Here is an 18,454-nt window from a genome sequence, read left to right as displayed (position 1 = left end):
GGCTCCCAATCTCACGGCTGGTGGGGTTGGGAGCCTTTTTTTTGCGCATCACGCTTTGGCGCTGGCGGCCTGATAGACGGTACGCAGCGGCACGCCGTGCTGCGCGGCCAGGGCCTGACAATCCTCATACTCAGGCGCGGCCTTGCGTTGACCATTGGGAAGATAAGCGATCTTGACTCGCACCGGTCCCCACGGCGTTTCTACCTGCTCGATTGTGCGCGGCAGACACAATCGCTCGATCTCCTGGCGGCGCAGACCCAGGCTGGTCGTTTCCTGGAGGATCAGCTCGGTGATCCGGTCAGCCTGACCTGCTGCGCACAGCGCGGTCAGCAGCGTGGCCGGGCGTCCCTTCTTCATGTAGATCGGCGTCAGCCAGACATCGAGCGCGCCGGCGGCAAACAGACGCTGGCTGACGTAGCCGAAGATTTCCGGGTTCATGTCGTCAATGTTTGTTTCCAGCAGCAGCAGGCGGTCTGCCTGATAGGCCGCCTCTGTGCTGACCGCGGCGGCTGGCGCTTCATCTGTCTCGCCCAACACCAGGCGCAAGAGGTTGGGATAGGGCATGTCACGCTGTCCGGCGCCAAAACCGGTGGCATGCACAGTCATCGGCGGGTAGGGGCCAAACTCGTCTGCCAACTCGGCCAGCAGCGCGGCGCCCGTGGGTGTGACCAGTTCGCCGGTCACATCGCGATCTCGCACCGGGATGCCGCGGCCGGCCAGGAGTTGCACCACGGCCGGCGCCGGCACCGGCAGCAAACCATGGGCCGCCCGCACAAAACCGTGCCCCAACGGCAGCGGTGAGGCCACGATGCGCTCCACGCCCAGCAGATGCAAGCCCGCCACGGCCCCCACGATATCTACGATGCTGTCCAGTGCGCCCACCTCGTGAAAGTGAACATGCGCGATGTCACTGCCATGCACGGCCGCCTCGGCCGCAGCCAGGCGCCTGAAGACCGCCGTCGCACGTTCGCGCACCACCTCATCCAGATCGCTGGCCGCCAGCAGGGCCAGAATGTCATCCAGATGGCGATGCGGCAGGTCGGCGGTCTCATCTACCAGCACCTTGACCTGTGTCCCGGCAATGCCCTGCTTGGTGACGCGAGCCACGTCCAGACGCCAACCGGGTACCTTGAGGCCGTTGAGCGCCCTCTGCAGATCAGCCACCAGCAGACCGGCGTCGAGCAACGCGCCAAGCGTCATGTCGCCGCTGATGCCGGCAAAACAGTCGAAATAGGCAACTCGCATCATCAATTCCCTGTGATTTTGGAGTGGGGGCGGTTGCGCAGCGCCGCGCGATGGGATCAGATCGCGGCCAGCCACTGGGCCAGCACGGTGCGCGTGCTCTCGAAGGCGAGATCGGCGGGAATGGCGGCCGGCGCAAACCAGGCGGCATCGCTCACATCATCGCCCGGTCTCACCGCGCCATCGCTCACGGGTCGCGCCGCGTAGGTGATGACAATGCCGCCCCCCTGGGGCATCGGGAAAATTTCCAGCAACTCGGTGATCTCGATGCGCACCCCCGTCTCCTCCTCGACCTCGCGACCGGCGGCCGCCTGCGGCATCTCATCGCAGTCCATGAAGCCGGCCGGTAGGGACCAGAAGCCGATTTGCGGCACCACCGCACGCTTGACGAGCAAAACCCGGTCCTGGTCGGTGACCAGTACCGCGACGGCCACCCTGGGATTCTGAAAATGGATGAAGCCACAGGCCGGGCAGTGCGGACGCTCGCGGCCGAAGAGCGGGACCCATGACAGCGGTTGGGAACAGCGTGGACAGAAGCGATAGGAGACATGCATCGCGGCGCTAGTCCTGCATACGGTGCGCGGCCGGGCGGTGGGACGGCATGGTTTCAACCGCCTGGCGCAAGGCACGGAGGTTGGCCGCAGGCGCGGTGACGGGCGCCACGCAGCCGGTGCCCAGGATGAAACGCTGTCCGCCGGTCTGCACGCAGGCATCGAGCGCCTCAGCCCTGATCTGCGCCGGCGCGCCGCGCAACAGGGTGTCCCATTGGCGGATACCGCCGATGACGGCGCCAGGAAAGCGGGTCAGCGCGGTGGTCAGGTCCGGCCAGGTTTCGCGATCGTGCCAGTTGATGGCCTGCACCGGATAGTCCGCCACGTCATCGAAATAGACATCGGCGCCATGCAGGTGCAGCACGTTGAACCAACCCGCGGGGAGGGCTTGTAGAATTTGCAGATCGAAGGGGCGTCCGAAGACCGCATACTCGGCCCTGGACATCTGATGCGCGGAGGCGTGTTGCACGGCGTAGAAGATGCCGCCGACGCCAATCGTGGTCAGCGATTCGATGTGGCGCAGGCTGTTGGCGGTCAGCGTGGCCAGCGCAACCTGCACCGCCTGTGGATGCAGACGCAGAAGGGGCAACAGGCGTCTGCCTGCCAGCTTTTTCAGTTGCGACAGCGGGCTGAAAATCGTTTGCAGCACGGTGGCATCAGGGTCAACCGCGCTGCAGATCTGCTGCAATGCCTGGCGCGCCAGCGCGTAACTTCCGGTCATCACGTCGAGCAGCGCCAGCGCGGTCAACTCCTCGGCCTGCGCCACGGGAAAGCTGACATAATCACGGGTACCTTCCTCATTGCCACACCAGGCCGTCTGCACGCCGTAGTCGTCCACCATGAACGTGCTGGCTGGGGTCACTTTGAGAAAGTCCCAGTCGTGCAACCGCTGAAAATGGATGTGCGCGGCGGCCAGGTCGTCTGCATCCTGGTCATCACCGGGAAAATGACGCCACAGCGCCACGGGCGGCCGATCTACGGGCTGGCCGTTGTACGCCGCGGCCAGGCGCTCGCGTTTGTTCATGGTCTGTCAGTTCACCCTGCCGCGCTATAAGGCCGCGGCGCAGAATCGGATTCGAGGGTCATCGCCAGCCATTCGGCGCATGTGGCGGCCGTTTCGACGCCGGTTTGCAGGCGCAGCAGTTGTTCATCGCTCAGTGCAGCCAGGGTTGCCGGCAGGTCGGCGGGAACTTCCGCGCCAAAACGCAGTCGAGCCAGGGTGGGCAACAGCGCGCGCAGCGCCCGACTTTCACCTTCGGCGATGCCCTGCGCCTTGCCTTCGGCGATGCCCTGCGTCTTGCCTTCGGCGATGCCCTGCGCCTTGCCTTCGGCCACCCATTTGACAGCCACTTCGCCCGCCAGGGTCTTGGCTGAAACCCGTTCCTCGAACAGATCGCCCAGGCGCCGCCGCCAGCCGGGAATCAGAGGTTCACAAGTAAGCATGTCATCCGTGCGCAGATGGGCGGGCCGATCGGGCTGTTCTGCGCGATAGACCCAAACCTCCCGCTTCTTGTCGTCAACGTCCCACACGATGCGGGTCCCGTTGGCGAAATAAAAGGAGCGCTTGAATATCTCCTGAGTGCGCCGATTCGACGGCGACCGCACTTCGACCACCAATTCAGGGCTTCCGATCAGGGTCGGGCGCAGCAGTGGCCCCATGGGTACTGCGGTTGCCATTCGCTTCCAAGAGATGAGCGCCACATCCGGTTTCACCACGCTGCCATTCGATAGCACGCACTCTGTCTGGTCCCCAAGCACCTGACCAAAGCCAGCTTCGCGTGCGGCCAGGTCGAGGGCGCTCCCCAGGTTGCTTACGAAGCGTCGTTCGTAAAGATCGGTCATTTCTTGTCGCACCAGCCAGCCGTTCAACAGCTCAACCGGCTCCTCCTCCAGAATGAATGCCACCTCATCCAGCGTGTAAGGCCCTGGTGGCCGGGCAAAGGCTTCGCCGATGTCGCGCGGCCATCCCCTGCCGCTGTCCAATTGCGGCTTGCGTGTTCTGGCGCGCGGTCGTGTCATGGTCTGAGTCGCTAAGGTCATGGTTCTTTCCTCATGCAGGTAGGACGCACAATGGTGCATCCATGCGGCGCATCATACCCCAAATGACCCTCTGTGTCAACCCGACCTTGCGAGAGCGCCACAGGCTGGGAGCGCGGGTGTCCCGCCTGCAGCGCTGCCAGGCGCTCATGTTCCCAACGTGTGATGCTGACACAGGGCAGCGGGCAATAAAAAAGGGTCTCCAAGACCCGTGCTCCCGGAGACCCCAACATCCCTCACCGCCAAATCTGTGCCCCCCCGGGCGCCATTGCCCGACGATGGAGGTGAAAGATGTGCAGGATGCCTGCTCACGGGTGATTGTACCAGATGGCACAATGTCAGCCTATGACGCAAGTCATATCGGATGGCCTCGATCTGGTGTAAACTAAGCCAGAATCCTGTTTGACATTGATTGGAGGCGACAATGGCGTCGGCGACAATTTTGGTTGTAGATGATGACCCCGATTTTGTCGAGATTATGCGCACGATTTTGGCCAGCCGTGGCTACCGTGTCATTACGGCCGCTAATGGCGCGCAGGCGCTGCGACAGGTGGCTGAAGCCCAGCCGGACCTGATGATCCTGGACATCATGATGTCAACGGCCCTGGATGGCTACAACGTCAGTGAAACGCTGGCCGCCGATCCCCAGTCGCGTTTCTTACCCATCATCATGGTTTCTTCGATTGCCGAAACACCCCACGCCGGTCTGTTTCCCCTGGAAGATCGCCTGCACATGGATGCCTGGCTCAGCAAACCGGTCAACCCAGGTGAGTTGCTGCGCAAAGTGGAAGAGCTGCTGGCCTAGTGCAGTTGGGCGTAAGTGATCCGCTGGTTCGTAGTAGCGACTTCAGTCGCTGCATGGCCGCGAAAACGACTAAAGTCGTCGCTACAAACTGAAAGCAAAGAGATTGCCATGGCGTCTCCACAGATTCTTGTGATTGACGATGACAGCGATTTCCGGGAGTACCTCCGCATCATTCTGGAATCGCATGGCTATCGTGTACGTTGCGCCGGCAACGCGCGCGAAGGCGCGGCCGCCGTGGAGAGTGAGCGCCCTGATCTCATCATCCTGGATGCCATGATGTCCTATGCCTTCCAGGGATTGAGCCTGGTGCAGCAGATCCGGCAAGATGCCCGTCTCGATGCCGTGCCCCTACTGCTTGTTTCAGCGGTGTTGCGCGAACCCGCGCACGCGCTGCTGGCCGATGTCCCGGCTAACGCCATTGATGCCTTCCTGTCGAAACCGATCGAGCCTGCGATTGTGTTGGAAAATGTCGAGCGCTTGCTCCGCCAGCGCCTGCATGCCTTCGGTCGCGGTCAGCCTGTCTCTTGACGGGCCATGACGGAGGCCGGCGCGTACAATCGTGCGCCTGTACACAGGTTGCTGGCCTGTGAAGTATGGTGAAGAGGTGATTCTGATGATGCCTGTCACGCCCAAATCTGCGGCAATGCCCATGGCGACTACCTCTCGAACGGAGATCGCCGGCCACGGCGCCCGCCTGACCGATCCTGTGCGCCAGTCCATGCTCCTGACGGCGCTCTACCTGGCCCAGGAGCGGCACGGTTATCTGACCCCGGAAGCCATCGAGGAGGTTGCCAGCCGCCTTGACCTGCCCCTGGGCCATGTTTTTTCCACGGCCACGTTTTACAGCCTGTTTCGCACGCAGCCCAGCGGTCGCTTTGTCATCCAGGTGTGTGACGGCCTCTCCTGCTACCTGCGTGATGGTGCGGACAAGGTAGCGGATTACATCGGTGGCAAACTCGGCATCCGGCCAGGAGAGACCAGCGCGGATGGGCGGGTCACCCTTGAGCGGGTGCAATGCCTGGCCTCGTGTGGAACCGCGCCTGCGCTGCGCGTCAACGATGCGCTCTATGAAAACCTGACGCCAACCAGCCTCGATGCGCTGTTGGAGCGCTTGGGCGAGAACTGACGCGGCGACGTCCTGGTCGCCGGAAATGGGAGAGACCTGCCATGTGGCAACCGATTTTGACTCGCAACATTCATCTGCCCAACTCGGAGAAGATCACCACCTACTTCGATCATGGTGGTTATCAGTCTGTGCGCAAGGCGCTGACGCTGGCTCCCGATGATGTCATTGATCTGGTCAAGCGTGCGCGCCTGCGCGGGCGCGGCGGCGCCGGTTTTCCCACCGGGCTGAAGTGGAGTTTTGTGCCCAAAGGGGCAGGCGTGACGCGTTACCTGGCCGTCAATACCGACGAGGGCGAGCCTGGCACCTTCAAGGATCGTGCCATTGTTGAACGGGATCCGCATCAGATCATCGAAGGCGTGATCATCGCGGCCTATGCCATCCAGGCGCAGCGGGCCTTTGTCTATATCCGGGGTGAATTTTTCCTGGGCGTCAAACGTTGGATCAAGGCGATTGCTGATGCCTATCAGTACGGCCTGCTGGGCAAGAATATCCTGAACAGCGGCTTCAGCCTGGACATTTCTGTACACCGCGGCGCTGGCGCCTACATCTGCGGTGAAGAGACGGCCATGATCGAGTCGCTGGAAGGCAAGCGGGGCGAACCGCGCCTGAAACCGCCCTACCCGGTGCAGGCTGGCCTGTGGGGTCAGCCCACGGTGGTGCAGAATGTGGAAACGTTGGTGAATGTGCCGCACATCGTTCTGAACGGTCCCGAATGGTACGCGGCCATCGGCACAGAGAAGAGCACCGGCCCCAAGATTTTCTGTGTCAGCGGCCATGTCAATCGCCCCGGCGTGTATGAGCTTCCGTTGGGCACCCCGTTGCGCACGATCATTGATGACTACGCGGGCGGGGTCCGCCACGGACACACGATCAAGGCCGTGATTCCGGGCGGGGTTTCAACCAACCTGGTGCTGCCCGCGCAGCTCGATGTCCCCATGTCGTTCGAGGGCCTGGAAGCCATCGGCACGCAGCTCGGCACCGGCGGTATCGTCGTCATGGATGACACCACCAACATGGTTGAGGTGGCGCGGCGCACCGTCGCCTTCTTTGCCCACGAATCATGCGGCAGTTGCGTGCCCTGCAGGCTCGGCGGTTATCGGCTGTTGGAAACCCTCACCCGTTTCACGCAACATACCGCGACCGCAGATGATCTGCAGAACTTGCAGTGGCTGGTGCGGGGCATCAATGGCATCACGTTTTGCCCGCTGGGCGCCGGCATGGCGAACCCCGTCAACGCCCTGCTTCATCATTTCGATGGCGAGTTTCGCGCCCACATGCAGGTCAACTGACCGCGGCCGGGCGCACATTGACCCCTCTTGGGTTGAGCGAGGAGATTGGTATGGCGAAAATTCTGGTTGTAGATGATGACCCCGATTTTGTGGAGGTGATGCGTACCGTGCTGACGGTGGATGGACACACGGTGGTGAGCGCCAGCTCCAGTGCGGATGGCATGCGTCAGTTGGCACGCGAGCAGCCCGACCTGGTCATCCTGGATGTGATCATGTCTACTGTGCTCGACGGTCTGACGATGAGTCAGCGTATGGCTGATGATCCTGAACTCCGCCATGTGCCAATCATCATGGTGACATCCATTGCCAACACGGACTATGCCGCGCTGTTTCCCTTGTCGGACTATATCCACATTGACGCTTTCTTGTCCAAGCCGGTGAACCCACGGGAACTACGCACGAAGGTGGATGATCTGCTCACCGTCGTGTCGGTACCCGCCTGACAAACGAGGTCCGCATGAATATCAAAACGCGCATCGGTGGCATCCTCAAGAACTCAACCTTAGCCCGTATCAGCGTCATCGGGCTGCCGGATCGGCCGGGTATGGCTGCGATGATTCTGGGCGCGCTTGGAAACGCTCACATCAACGTTGAATTCATTATCCAGTGTATTGATCTCAACCAGCAGGACCACTTTGTTTTGTGCATCGAGCGCGATGATCTATCCGCGGCGCTGCGCGTGGTCGAGGCGGCCACGCGCGAGGTGCGGGCGCGCAGCATCGTGCATGACGGCCGGGCCGCCAGCATCGCCATCTTTGGCCCCGATTTTCGGGAACGTCCGGGCATTGCAGCCACGATGTTTCAGGCGCTGGCGCAGGCCGGTATCAATATCGAGGCCATCAGCACCTCCATTTCGACCGTGACCTGCATCATCTCGGAGGCGCACCTGCCGGACGCGCTGGCAGCCATTCAGCGTCATTTTGACGTGCCGGGCTAACTCCCCGCTACCGCCGGAGGAATTGCCGTGTCTGCATCGCGGGTTACAACCTTGTTTACGTCATTTCGCCAGGAGCTTGGCGACCGCATTGATTGGCTGGTAAGCTTGCGCTGGATCGCCGTCGGCGCGACCTTGCTCATCATCGCCATCAGCCATCTGCGCCTGCCCGGCGTGCTGCCTGTCTGGCGGCTGGCGGCGGCGGCAGGCGTCCTGGCCTTCTACAATTTGCTCATCTGGGGCTACCGGCGCTACTTTCTGCAAACGACGCGCAGCGACGACGAGGTGCGCCGCGCCACCTGGCTGGTCAGGCTGCAAATCGCGCTCGACATGCTGTGCGTCACCTGGCTGCTGCACCTGGCCGGCGGCGCGGAAAATCCCTTCTACCTCTACTACCTGGTCCTGGTGGGGCTGGCCAGCGCGCTGCTGACCCAGACCGATGCCTATGGGTTCGCCGCCCTGAGCAGCCTGCTCTATGCCGGCCTCACCGCCGGCGAATACTTCGGACTGCTGCCCCATTTTCACCTGACCGGGCTGATTGACGAGGGCTTTCATCAGCGCGACACCTTCCTGATCGCCAAGGTCTTTGGCCTGATGTCAACCGCTTTCTTCCAGGCCTTCCTGATTTCCAGCATCGTGCAGCACCTGCGCCAGCGTGACCGCGAGCTGCGCGCCAGCAATCAGCAGTGCATGACCCGTTCCGAGCGCATGAAAGAATTGAATAGCCAACTGCGGCGCGCCAATGCCGAATGCAAGGCACAGCGCGACCAGTTGACACAGCTCAACGACCGCTTGAGTCAGGCCAATCAGACGCTCGAAGCCCATGCGCTTGAACTGACCGAGTTGAACCTGCGTTTGGAACAGGCCGAGGCCGCGCGCACGCAATTCACCTTACTGGTCACCCATGAGTTGCGCGCACCGGTGGCCGCCATTCAGAGCTATCTCAAGCTGATCCTGGAAGGTTATGTGCCGCTGGAGCAGCAGCGCGCGATCCTGGAGCGCGCCGAAGCCCGCGCTCTGGAGCAATTGGCGCTGATTGCCGACCTGTTGGAGTTGGGGCGTGTGCGCGAGCGGGCGCGCAGCCGGGTTGAGTTGGTCAAAACGGAAGAGGTCTTGAACACGGTGCTCGATGCCTTCCGCGGCCAGGCCCAGGATGCACAGGTCAGCCTCGAAGCCACGGTGGCGCCTGATCTGCCGGCGCTGACTGCCAACCCTGGTCAGGTGAAGAGCCTGTGGACCAATCTGATCAGTAACGCCATCAAATACACACCGGCGGGTGGCCATGTGCGCATCAGCCTGCAGGCCACGGATGGGCATCTGCTGGCCGAGGTGGCCGACACCGGCATCGGCATCCCGCCGGAAGCGCAGCCGCACATCTTCGGTGAGTTCTACCGGGCCGACAATGCCAAGTCCCTGACACGGCTGGGCACCGGCCTGGGGCTGGCGATCTGCAAGCAGATCGTCGAACAGGCCGGCGGCGACATCAGCTTTCAGTCAACGCCTGGACAGGGCACTATCTTCACCTTCCGTCTGCCCGTCAGCGATTTGTAGGCACCGCCGGCTTCACCCAGCCGCAATCGGCACGACGACAGGATAGCGCGTCACGATGACATGTGTTATTGAGAATGACTGGCGCGGCGGGCAGTGACAAGATCGCTCTCCAGTTCCTCAGGATATTCGCCAAAAGGGGACAGTCCATACCGGCCCATCATAACAATGAAAGCTGAACGTGGTAGCCCGGCCAATCTGGCGGCCAGGCCCGTGCTTAGTCGGCCAATTTCATAAAGTTTCAGGGCGAGGAAAAAACGTGCATCGGTCTCGAACTCTTGAGGTTCCTGCTGTAAAGCCCACAATACTTCGGGTGGATACTCGATCGTCAGGGTATGAATCACCGATCCCTCCATTCGTCTGCATTGAGTCAGTAATTTCGCCTGACACGATTATAAGCCTGAAAGAATACCAGGGCAAACCAGACTGTTTCCAAGTTGTGCTGGCCTGCATTCACGCGATTCCCGTTTGACGGCAGGGCCAGTTTCGTGTATGCTTCATGCATACGTTGTTCAGTACGTTGTCCCTGCCAGCCTGGAAAGTTACGCGTATGGCCGACACCAAACACTCCTGGCGCCAGGAAATGCCCGGATTCCTGCACTTCCTGGACGAAACGCTCGATTATCGCGTCCGGCTGCACGAGGAAGTGCTCGGTTTTCACCTCTACCTCGTAGATTTTGCCGCGTGGAAGCTGCGCTTCTCTGATCGTTCACCGGTCATTTGGGTGCGCGGCCATGACTTGACCGCACTGCCTGAACGCGAACTGGCGCAAAGCCTTGCTGAACTGATCCGTCTGCGTAACCTGGCCGAACGCAACCCCATCCTGCTTGTGGACGGCGACGGCCAGGGCCTGCGCGCCGCCTTCAAGCGCAACCTGGCGCCCATCTTGCTGCTGGATCGCGCCGATCAGGTTGCCGTGCGTGAATCGCGCCGCCCCACCGGCGAACTGCTCGACCGCCTCAGCCAGCAGATGGCCCTCAGCCTCCTGACGCCCTACGAAACGAGCAAACCGGTCAGCGGTTCGCGCTTTTTTGGCCGCGACCTGGAGCTGCGCCGCATCCTGCAGGGCAGCACCAGCAACTTCGCCATCATGGGCATTCGCCGCATCGGCAAAACCTCGCTCCTGCGCGAGATCGAACGCCGCCTGCGCGCCGACGCGCAGGAGAGCGACGATGAGCGGGCGCAGCAGCGCATCATCGTCATGGACTGCAGCGCGATCGCCTCGCCGCACGATTTCGTCCGCGAAGTCGTGCGCAAGCTGCACCCACCAGAACTGGCGCGCCTGGATAATCGGCAATTCCCGATCTTCTTCCCTGATTTTCTGCAACGCATGTCGCGTCGTTTTGGCGGTCGCTTGACCTTTCTGCTCGACGAATTCGATCCACTCCTGGCCTGGCACTACACCGATGGCGCGCTGCTCCACGCCCTGCGCGCCTCCAGCAACCTGGAGCACTGTCGCTACATCATCGCCGGTTTCCGTGATCTCATGCGTGCGGGCAACAGCCTCGACTCCCCTCTCTACAACTTCGCCAAAGACATCCGGCTCCGGGAAATGAGCCGCGAGCAGGCGGGCGAAATGATCACCGGCCCGCTGGAAAAGCTGCGTGTCCGTTTCGAACAGCGCAGCGAAATTGTCAATCGGGTCTATGACGAGACCGCCGGGCAGCCCAACCTGATTCAGTTCTACTGCCAGGCGCTGGTTGAGCGCCTCGATCAGGAGAACAGCCGGGTGTTGACGCCGGCCTACCTGACCGATGTGTATGCCAACGAAGACTTTCGCACCTTCGTGCTGGGTACCTTCATGGACAACACCACACATCTTGAAAAAGTGATTGCCTTTGCCATCATGGCCGAGTATGGGGGCGAGCGCACCTTCGACCTGGAAGCCATAGATGCCGCGCTGACGCAGTGCCAGGTGAATACGCGGGTGCTCGACATTGAACAGGCCTGCCGCAACCTGGAAATGGCCGGCACTTTTGCCGCCAGCGGCCGTGAGTATCGTTTTGCTACCCCCGTGTTCCCACGTGTGCTGACGGAGAAATATGATCCCCATTTCTTGCTTCGCAAACTCCAGCGCGAGGGGCTGTAACCATGCCCGTTGATCCCCATTTCTCGTTGATACCCTATGACGGCAACGCCTCCTTCAAACGGGTGCGCATCCGCCACAACCATCTGATCCAGTCAATCCTGGCGCGCATACGCAGCCTGGATTACGTGGTCCTGCTTGGCCCGCCGCGGCACGAGAAGACTCGCCTGCTGCACGACGTGCTGCATGAGGTGTCCACCGGCGGTCTGGCCGAGGGCATCTACGTGGACTTGTGGCAGGCGCGCTCGGACGATGAGCTGACGTTCTTCGCCAGCCTGGCTGAACCTGGTGGGATTGTCAACCGGTCCCACATCGCCTTTCAATATCGCCAAGCCGATCCTTGTGCCATCCCTGACCGACGCGCAGAGCCGGGAGCTGGCGACCGCCGCCCTGACCGCGTACGGGGCGCATGCCTCGGATCATGCCCTGGACAAATTACTGGAATGGGCGAGCGGCGACTGCTACCTGCTGCCACAGTTGTGCGCCTGGTGTGCAGAGGCGGTGCGCGGCTATCAACAGCCACAGGTCACTGCCTCCGTGGTTGCCCGTGCGGTCGAACGTGTGTGGCGCACGGACGAGGCCCAGTCCCCCATCCGCGAGGCGATCCAACTGATCGAAGAAGACCCGGACACTTTGCTGGACCTGCTCGACATCATCGAGCGCGGCGATCTGCCGCAGCGACATGCGCGCCAGCCGATCACGCGTACCGGCGCTGACCGTCTGCAGCTCTGCGGTGCGCTGAAGATTCAGCGGGGCGCCTATCGCTTCAAGAACGAGATCTATCAGAAGGGATTGAAGAACCGCTTTCAGCCGGCGCAGGTCGGGCATGTCCTGCGCATGACCGGGCGCTGGCGCGAGGCAATTGAATACCTGGCTTGGCATCTGCGGGCCGATCCGCAGCCTCAGGCACGCGCCGATCTGCTGGAAGCCATCATTCAGTCCATCTATGCGGTGGACGATCTGAAGGAAGCGTATGCGGCGCTCGTGCAGGGTATGGAGTTGGGCTTTGGTCTGTCCAGGGTGCATGTCTACCGCGCGGATCTGGGACAAAACGAACTGCGCCTGATGGGTCACTCGCTCGATGCATCGCTCGTCGCGGACAGGATCAACTTGAGCGATCCGACCGCCAGCTCGGTCGAGGCGCGCACGTTTCATTTTGGCGATTACGCCCTGCGCCGCAGTGCCGACGATCAGGTCCGCCTGGTGGCGGCGCTGGTGCCTGAACTGCATCCAATCGGCGTAGTGAGCATCGAGAACTATCAGGCCAGCCATGATCGGCATGGGCTGCCGCCCGAACTGCCAGACCTGCTGCGCTTCTTGCGCCATGCGGCCGGGGCCATCGAGAGCGTGACGGTGCGCGCGGCCTATCAAGAGATCGGCCAGGCCGTGCTTTCGACCGAGAGCCTGCGTCCCACCTACGAGCGGGTTTTGCGGGCGGTTTGCAGCGCCCTGGGCTGTGATTTTGCCAACCTCTATCTGCTGGACCCCAGCAACACCCTGCTTGTCATGGAGGCGGGCGTGGGGCGCCCCTGGTCCTCGGACTGGCTACCCTTGGCGCGCTTCGACCGCCGTGGTCAGCACCCCGCGGTGCGCTGTTTGCAGGAGCCGCAGCCGATTATCGTTCACCCGGACGATCGGGGGCTGAATCCAACCATCACCGAGCAATTTGGTCTGCACGCCTACCTGCGCGCGTTCATGCGCTTGACCGCCGCGGGCAGCCCATTGGGCGCCCTGGAAATCGGTTTTCATGCCAGACAGAAGGAGTTCATCAGCGCGGAGGATCGGCGCAACCTGGTGGGGTTTGCCGACCAGGTTGCGATTGCGGTTTACAACGGCCAACTTCTGCACCGCACCGACCAGGCGCTGGCGCGCCAGGTGGAAGAGCTGAGGCAGTTGCAAGATGTCAGCCTAGTGGTCAGCTCAACGCTGGACCTGGACAAGGTGCTAAGCCAGGTGATTGTTCAGGTGCAACGCCTGTTCGGCGCGCAGGACGCCACTATCTGGAGGTACTTGCCGCACGAAAAGTCGTTGATCATTCTGCAATCCACCATTCCCGATGTTACCTACCGCAGCCAGCGCCTGGACACGGACAGCGTCACCGGTCAGGCTGTGACCTCCCGCCAGGTGCAGCATGAACCCGACGTGCAAACCGCGCCGCACGCGCGGCCCCATCCGGTGGTGGTGCAGCGCGGGCTGCATGGGCTGCTGAGTATGCCGTTGCTCAGCCGCGACGCCGTCCTGGGTGCGATCAACCTGTACACGACGGCGGTCGCGCGTTTTGATCCAGCGATCGAAGACCACTTGCAGGCCTTTGCCGCGCAGGCCGCGCTCGCCATTGACAACGCGCAGCAGTATCAGGACCTGCAGGCGACCAAGCAGCAGCTCCAGGCCGTGCGCGAGCGCGATTACTACGACCTGATCCATGCTGTGGCGCACCGACTGGGCAATGCCGTGGGGGATATTCCGCACCATATCAGGCAGATTCGCCAGCAGGGAAATCTCCCGGTGTCTGCGGCGGATTCGCTGCAGAATATCGAATACCGGGCACAGACCCTGATTGGGCTCCTGGAGCCATTGAACATGGTTGTCCAGATGGAACACGCCACCAGCGAGTTGCTCGACCTGTGCAAAATCATCGAGGAACTCTGCTGTCAAGTCAAGAGTGCAACCATCGAGCTTGACCTTGATCTCCCGGCGGCAGCTGTCTGGGTCAACGGCAGCCGGCCGCTGCTGTTGGATGCCATGCAATCGGTGATTGACAATGCCTGCGACGCGATGCAGGGCCAGGTGATGGGGGGCCGCGGTCGCCTGCACGTCTACCTGCAGTGGAGCGGCGAGACGGCGGTGGAACTGCGCATTACTGACAACGGCCCCGGCATACCGGATGAAGTGCTTGGTCGCGTGTTCGAGCTGTTCTACACTACCAAGATCGAAATAGGCCAGATTCGCGGCCGCGGCCTGTTTACCTGTCGTCAGTTCATCCAAAAGTGCGGCGGCACCGTGGATCTGGAATCGCGGGCGGGAGCAGGCACGACCTGTATCATCAGATTGCCGGCTTTCCGGTAACGCAAGCCGCCGGCTTGCGCCATGGGCGCCACAGGTTACGCATATTCTTGGAGGTAAATCATCATGGCCGATGCGCATGTCTTGATTCTGGAAGATGACCCGCTCTGGCAGCAGAACGTCATCGAGACTCTGCAGCCGATCGCGGCGGCGATGCACACCGCCGCGACCCTGGCGCAGGCTGAGACCCTACTCCAGACCTGTTACTTCAACGTGGCCGTTGTGGATTGGAGCCTGGTGCTGGGCGATGCCAGGGATGACCAGGGCGCGCAGTTCATGCAAATGCTGCGCAGCCATGACCTCACCGACACTGTGCGCCTGGTTGTGCTCAGCGCGTATCCCAGCACGGAACGCCTGCGCGCCGGCTTTCGAGAGTTCCACGTGGTGGATTTCCTGGAAAAACGCTCATTCGACGCCGACGCGCTGCTGCACGCGGTGCTGGATGCCCTGGCGCAGAATCACCTGGATCACGACGTCGAGATCGAAGTCGAAGGGGATGATGGCGGCCTGAGCTATCTCTGGGAACGCTTGACCTGGGCGCAGCGCGAGCCGGCTGAGGCCCTGGACGCGGAACTGTACGACCTGCTGCGCCGCGCGCTGCCAGACGCCACGCGACTTGCCATCCGAAAATTGCCGGCGGGGCAGAGTGGCGCCGGCGTTTTGCACGTGCAGCCCTTTTTTGACAGTCAGGCCGGGGTGTCGGTGGTGGTCAAGTTCGGTAAGAAGGACAAGATCCGCCGGGAACATGCGAATTTTCAACAGCATATCGAGCACTTTGTGGCGCCCCATGCCGGCGTGCAACTCGTTTGTGCGTTGGGCCGGGCCATGGGCGTCATCCGCTACCAGTTCATCGGCGCCGAGTTGAATCCGGAGAACGACTTTGCCCGCTTCTACAAGCGTCATGCGCTCGAGCAGATTCGGCATGCGCTGGACAACCTGTTCAAGGTGACGTGTAATCGCTGGTATGATAATCGGGGGACGCCGCGCCAGCGGCGCGATCTGGTGGAGACGTACCGGGAAGGGTTGCGCATCGAATGGGATGCGGTCTGGCAGGGCATGCAGGAGTTGGGTATTGATCCGGAGAGTGAGCAACTGACCTTTCCCGCGGTGGCAGGCGCGCTGCCCAACCCCAGGCGCTGGCTCCAAAAGCGCGATAATCGGCTCGATTTCGATGTCGTACGCACCGTCACGCACGGCGACTTGAACGAGCGCAACATCCTGGTCACGGAGGATGGGCGCACCTGGCTGATTGATTTCTACCGTACCGGTCGGAGCCACATCCTGCGTGACGCGGTGGTCCTGGAGACGGCCATCAAGTTCAATCTGGCGAATTGTGTAGACCTGACCGCTTTTCGTGACCTGGAAGACGTGCTGCTCAAGCAGACGCAGCTCGACCACCTCAGAATTCCCACGGGCCATGCCCAGGCCAAAGTATTGCACACGCTGGCGCATTTGCGCCGCCTGGCGGGCAGCCTCAACGGCGTCAGTGACAGCATGGCCGAGTACAACGCCAGCCTGCTCCTGGCGACCCTCAACCTGCTGCGCTTCGATTTCATGCGCGATCACCACCAACAGGCGCTGCTCTCCGCCGCCCGCCTCTGCCAGTGGCTGGACGACCATTAGCCCCGACCCAATCTCCGATCTCCGATCTCCGATCTCCGATCTCCGATCTCCGGTCTCCGGTCTCCGATCTCCGATCCCTCACGCCGCCCGGCGTTGATAGGACTGTCAGGTCGCTGGGACGGAGTTCGTCCGTCGCGGGCGGGGGGGCAGGCGCGGGGCGTGGCGCTGCCGGGGTCGCGTTGACCGGCGGCTGTGCGGCCACATTGGCTGCGTCGCCGGCCATGGGTGTCTGCATGGTGATGCGCGTTTGCCCTCCCTGCGCGTTTGCTGTGCGCTGCTCGATGCGCGTGCTGAGGTTGCCGCTCTCATTTTGCACCACGAAGCGCTGCAGAGTAGGCAGATCGAGCTTCTCGATGGACGTGTACAACTGCGCTAGCACATCATCAGGCAGGTTGGGAAATTGCGGCCGCAGAAAAGACATGACGCGTTCGCGGTCGAAGCCCTTCATGACAGACTCCGGCGGCTTGATGCCGGTAATCAGGATCGGTCGGGTCGGGTTGAGAACAAAGCCGATCGTGCGCATGTCGGCCTGCAGGCGATTGCGCAGGTTTTCCAGCATGCGGTTGCAGACGGGTAAGCCGGGAATGATGGGTAAAATTCTGTCTCCCATGGTCGCCTGCGCCGGCAGTGGATACGTCTGTTCGATGGCGCCAAGTTCCTGCACGAGGATGTTGCGCAGGGCCAGGATGACCTGCGATTGCCGCTCATACTCGCTGAAAACAACCAGGCGCATCTGCCCAGCATGATCGTCGCCCGCCGCTTGTACGGGATCGAAGGCCGACCAGATCGAGAACGTCAGCGCTATCGGCACACCGTAGATGAAAAGATTGTCCACCGTGTACGTTGTGGGCTGCTCGCGCACATTGATAGTGCGCTCCTCAGTGTCAATACGACGCCAGAGAATAACGGGACCTGGCCCGGCGATGCCGTGGTAGTGACCGGCGCGATAGATGACCAGGCGCTTCTCTTGCGGCACGAACTTCAGCCCAGGCTTCAAGTAGAGGATAATCGCGCCCGCTACGAGTACGAATACAATCAGAATGATTTGATAAGTCTCCATACCTCACCTCCTTGTTAGCCTTGTTAGCCTTGTTAGCCTTGTGCCGTTGTCCTGCGCGTCCGCAGATAGTGCGCCATGACTGGGCTGAACCAGGTCGGCGGGCTGCTGCTGCTGACCAGGCCGCGGCGCACCAGGTGCCCCACGACCTGCGGGTCCGCGGCGCGGCCCTGGGCCACCCGCACCGCGGCCTTGCGCTCTGCCGCGTGTAGGCCGGCGAAGATCCGTTCGCACTCATGCTGCACATCGGCCTTGCCGGCGAAATAGACATCGCGCCCGTTGGCCGGACAACCTTCCTGGCTCCAGAGGTTGAACAGGATCTTGAGCAGACCGCTGTGACCGCCGGACAGCCCCCCGATAACGGCCAGGTCCTTATGCACCAGTGGCCGGTTGGCCTTGTCGTTCAGGTAGGTCAGCATCTGCTGGGCATCGCTGGCCGTGTACGGTTCCAGCGCGTAGATGTGCTGGCAGAAGAGATCGTAGAATTTGCAGCCGGTCTCCAGGTTATGCTGACGCCCCAGCACATGGGGCAAGCGCTTGCTGAACACCAGGTAGCTCAGGCGCCCGCGGTTGCCTTCGCTGCGCAGTGAGTTCAGTTGCTCCAACATGGCCAAGGGGCCGGCCTCGAAAATACCATCGAAGTCATCCAGCACAAAGACCGCCTGCTGCTGCTGTTCCTGGCACACCACGCGCAGGCGGTTACGCAGACGCTGCAGGGCGCGCTCTTCTTCGGCAAAGGGAATGGCCGCGCCATCCACGGCCGGGGCCGGCCACTGTGGGGTCAACGCTTCCAGGCTGGCCGCCATCAACGTCCACAGGCTCGACGGCGTTTTCTGCCAGGTTGTGGCATCCACGCTGGCAAAATGCACCCGGCTGGCCGCGGCGCCCAGGTAGGCGGCCATCCGCCCAGCATCGCGCAGGGAGTTGACCAGGTTCGACTTGCCGATGCCGGCAATGCCGACGAAGCCGAGCGATTCCCCGCGCTCGACCAGGCTGCCAATCAGGCGCAGTTCGTCCGCACGGTAGGTCGGGCGATAGCGCAGCGCCGGCGCCGGTGATGAAGGTGAAGATGAAGATGAATTGGACATAGTTG

General features: G+C 62.0%; 18 protein-coding genes. 10 read left to right on the top strand and 8 right to left on the bottom strand.

The genetic code is table 11. The features are described from left to right. Positions 1-48: 48 nt before the first annotated feature. Genes larC through IPM84_26470 form a run of 4 tightly spaced genes read right to left on the bottom strand, consistent with a single transcriptional unit; the run spans position 49 to position 3,833 of the window. Positions 49-1,245 carry a nickel pincer cofactor biosynthesis protein LarC gene (gene larC, locus IPM84_26485; GenBank protein MBK9096239.1) on the bottom strand — a complete coding sequence of 399 codons (1,197 nt, stop codon included), beginning with the start codon at positions 1,243-1,245 and terminating at the stop codon, positions 49-51. 56 nt (positions 1,246-1,301) lie between these two features. Continuing rightward, positions 1,302-1,796: an NUDIX hydrolase gene (locus IPM84_26480; GenBank protein MBK9096238.1), complete on the bottom strand. Its 495-nt coding sequence runs from the start codon at positions 1,794-1,796 to the stop codon at positions 1,302-1,304. 7 nt (positions 1,797-1,803) lie between these two features. Next, complete coding sequence (locus IPM84_26475) at positions 1,804-2,817, bottom strand: uroporphyrinogen decarboxylase (GenBank protein ID MBK9096237.1); 1,014 nt, start codon at positions 2,815-2,817, stop codon at positions 1,804-1,806. Between the two features lie 11 nt (positions 2,818-2,828). Continuing rightward, positions 2,829-3,833: a Uma2 family endonuclease gene (locus tag IPM84_26470; protein MBK9096236.1), complete on the bottom strand. Its 1,005-nt coding sequence runs from the start codon at positions 3,831-3,833 to the stop codon at positions 2,829-2,831. Between the two features lie 421 nt (positions 3,834-4,254). Between IPM84_26470 and IPM84_26465 the strand changes: the two genes are divergently transcribed. The 7 genes from IPM84_26465 (at position 4,255) to IPM84_26435 (ending at position 9,535) form a co-directional block, all read left to right on the top strand. Next, a complete protein-coding gene (locus IPM84_26465; GenBank protein ID MBK9096235.1) occupies positions 4,255-4,635 on the top strand; it encodes a response regulator in 381 nt (126 codons plus the stop codon). 108 nt (positions 4,636-4,743) lie between these two features. Beyond that, positions 4,744-5,163 carry a response regulator gene (locus tag IPM84_26460; protein ID MBK9096234.1) on the top strand — a complete coding sequence of 140 codons (420 nt, stop codon included), beginning with the start codon at positions 4,744-4,746 and terminating at the stop codon, positions 5,161-5,163. 115 nt (positions 5,164-5,278) lie between these two features. Next, positions 5,279-5,761 (top strand): NAD(P)H-dependent oxidoreductase subunit E, encoded by a 483-nt coding sequence (locus tag IPM84_26455; protein MBK9096233.1) that lies wholly within the window; start codon positions 5,279-5,281, stop codon positions 5,759-5,761. A 41-nt stretch (positions 5,762-5,802) separates the two neighbouring features. Then, on the top strand, positions 5,803-7,050 hold the full coding sequence (nuoF, locus tag IPM84_26450) for an NADH-quinone oxidoreductase subunit NuoF (protein ID MBK9096232.1): 1,248 nt from the start codon (positions 5,803-5,805) through the stop codon (positions 7,048-7,050). Positions 7,051-7,100: 50 nt separating this feature from the next. Continuing rightward, complete coding sequence (locus tag IPM84_26445; protein ID MBK9096231.1) at positions 7,101-7,493, top strand: response regulator; 393 nt, start codon at positions 7,101-7,103, stop codon at positions 7,491-7,493. 14 nt (positions 7,494-7,507) lie between these two features. Further along, positions 7,508-7,987, top strand: a complete 480-nt coding sequence (locus IPM84_26440) for an ACT domain-containing protein (protein ID MBK9096230.1) — start codon at positions 7,508-7,510, stop codon at positions 7,985-7,987. Positions 7,988-8,014: 27 nt separating this feature from the next. Next, a complete protein-coding gene (locus IPM84_26435) occupies positions 8,015-9,535 on the top strand; it encodes a hypothetical protein (GenBank protein ID MBK9096229.1) in 1,521 nt (506 codons plus the stop codon). A 65-nt stretch (positions 9,536-9,600) separates the two neighbouring features. Here IPM84_26435 and IPM84_26430 read toward each other — a convergent pair whose 3' ends face one another. Continuing rightward, positions 9,601-9,873: a UPF0175 family protein gene (locus IPM84_26430; protein ID MBK9096228.1), complete on the bottom strand. Its 273-nt coding sequence runs from the start codon at positions 9,871-9,873 to the stop codon at positions 9,601-9,603. A 209-nt stretch (positions 9,874-10,082) separates the two neighbouring features. Between IPM84_26430 and IPM84_26425 the strand changes: the two genes are divergently transcribed. Then, positions 10,083-11,621 carry an AAA family ATPase gene (locus IPM84_26425; protein ID MBK9096227.1) on the top strand — a complete coding sequence of 513 codons (1,539 nt, stop codon included), beginning with the start codon at positions 10,083-10,085 and terminating at the stop codon, positions 11,619-11,621. Positions 11,622-11,713: 92 nt separating this feature from the next. Here IPM84_26425 and IPM84_26420 read toward each other — a convergent pair whose 3' ends face one another. After that, the gene (locus IPM84_26420; protein MBK9096226.1) at positions 11,714-11,950 is read right to left on the bottom strand and encodes a hypothetical protein; all 237 of its coding nucleotides are present in this window, start codon (positions 11,948-11,950) and stop codon (positions 11,714-11,716) included. Between the two features lie 10 nt (positions 11,951-11,960). On the opposite strand from IPM84_26420, the gene IPM84_26415 reads away from it, so the two are divergent. Together IPM84_26415 and IPM84_26410 are read left to right on the top strand one after the other, a co-directional pair. Then, the gene (locus tag IPM84_26415) at positions 11,961-14,684 is read left to right on the top strand and encodes a GAF domain-containing protein (GenBank protein ID MBK9096225.1); all 2,724 of its coding nucleotides are present in this window, start codon (positions 11,961-11,963) and stop codon (positions 14,682-14,684) included. A gap of 63 nt (positions 14,685-14,747) precedes the next feature. Further along, positions 14,748-16,304, top strand: a complete 1,557-nt coding sequence (locus IPM84_26410; GenBank protein ID MBK9096224.1) for a phosphotransferase — start codon at positions 14,748-14,750, stop codon at positions 16,302-16,304. Here the strand turns inward: IPM84_26410 and IPM84_26405 are convergent. Next, entirely contained in the window at positions 16,234-17,364 is a 1,131-nt protein-coding gene (locus tag IPM84_26405; GenBank protein MBK9096223.1) for a hypothetical protein, read from the bottom strand. The genes IPM84_26410 and IPM84_26405 overlap by 71 nt on opposite strands. Positions 17,365-17,396: 32 nt before the next feature. Beyond that, complete coding sequence (locus tag IPM84_26400) at positions 17,397-18,449, bottom strand: ATP-binding protein (GenBank protein ID MBK9096222.1); 1,053 nt, start codon at positions 18,447-18,449, stop codon at positions 17,397-17,399. Positions 18,450-18,454 lie beyond the last annotated feature (5 nt).

This window comes from Candidatus Amarolinea dominans (assembly GCA_016719785.1).
In the GTDB taxonomy this organism is placed as follows: domain Bacteria; phylum Chloroflexota; class Anaerolineae; order SSC4; family Amarolineaceae; genus Amarolinea; species Amarolinea dominans.
Note: the sequence above shows the minus strand (reverse complement) of the source record. Positions and strands in the feature narration are given on the sequence as shown.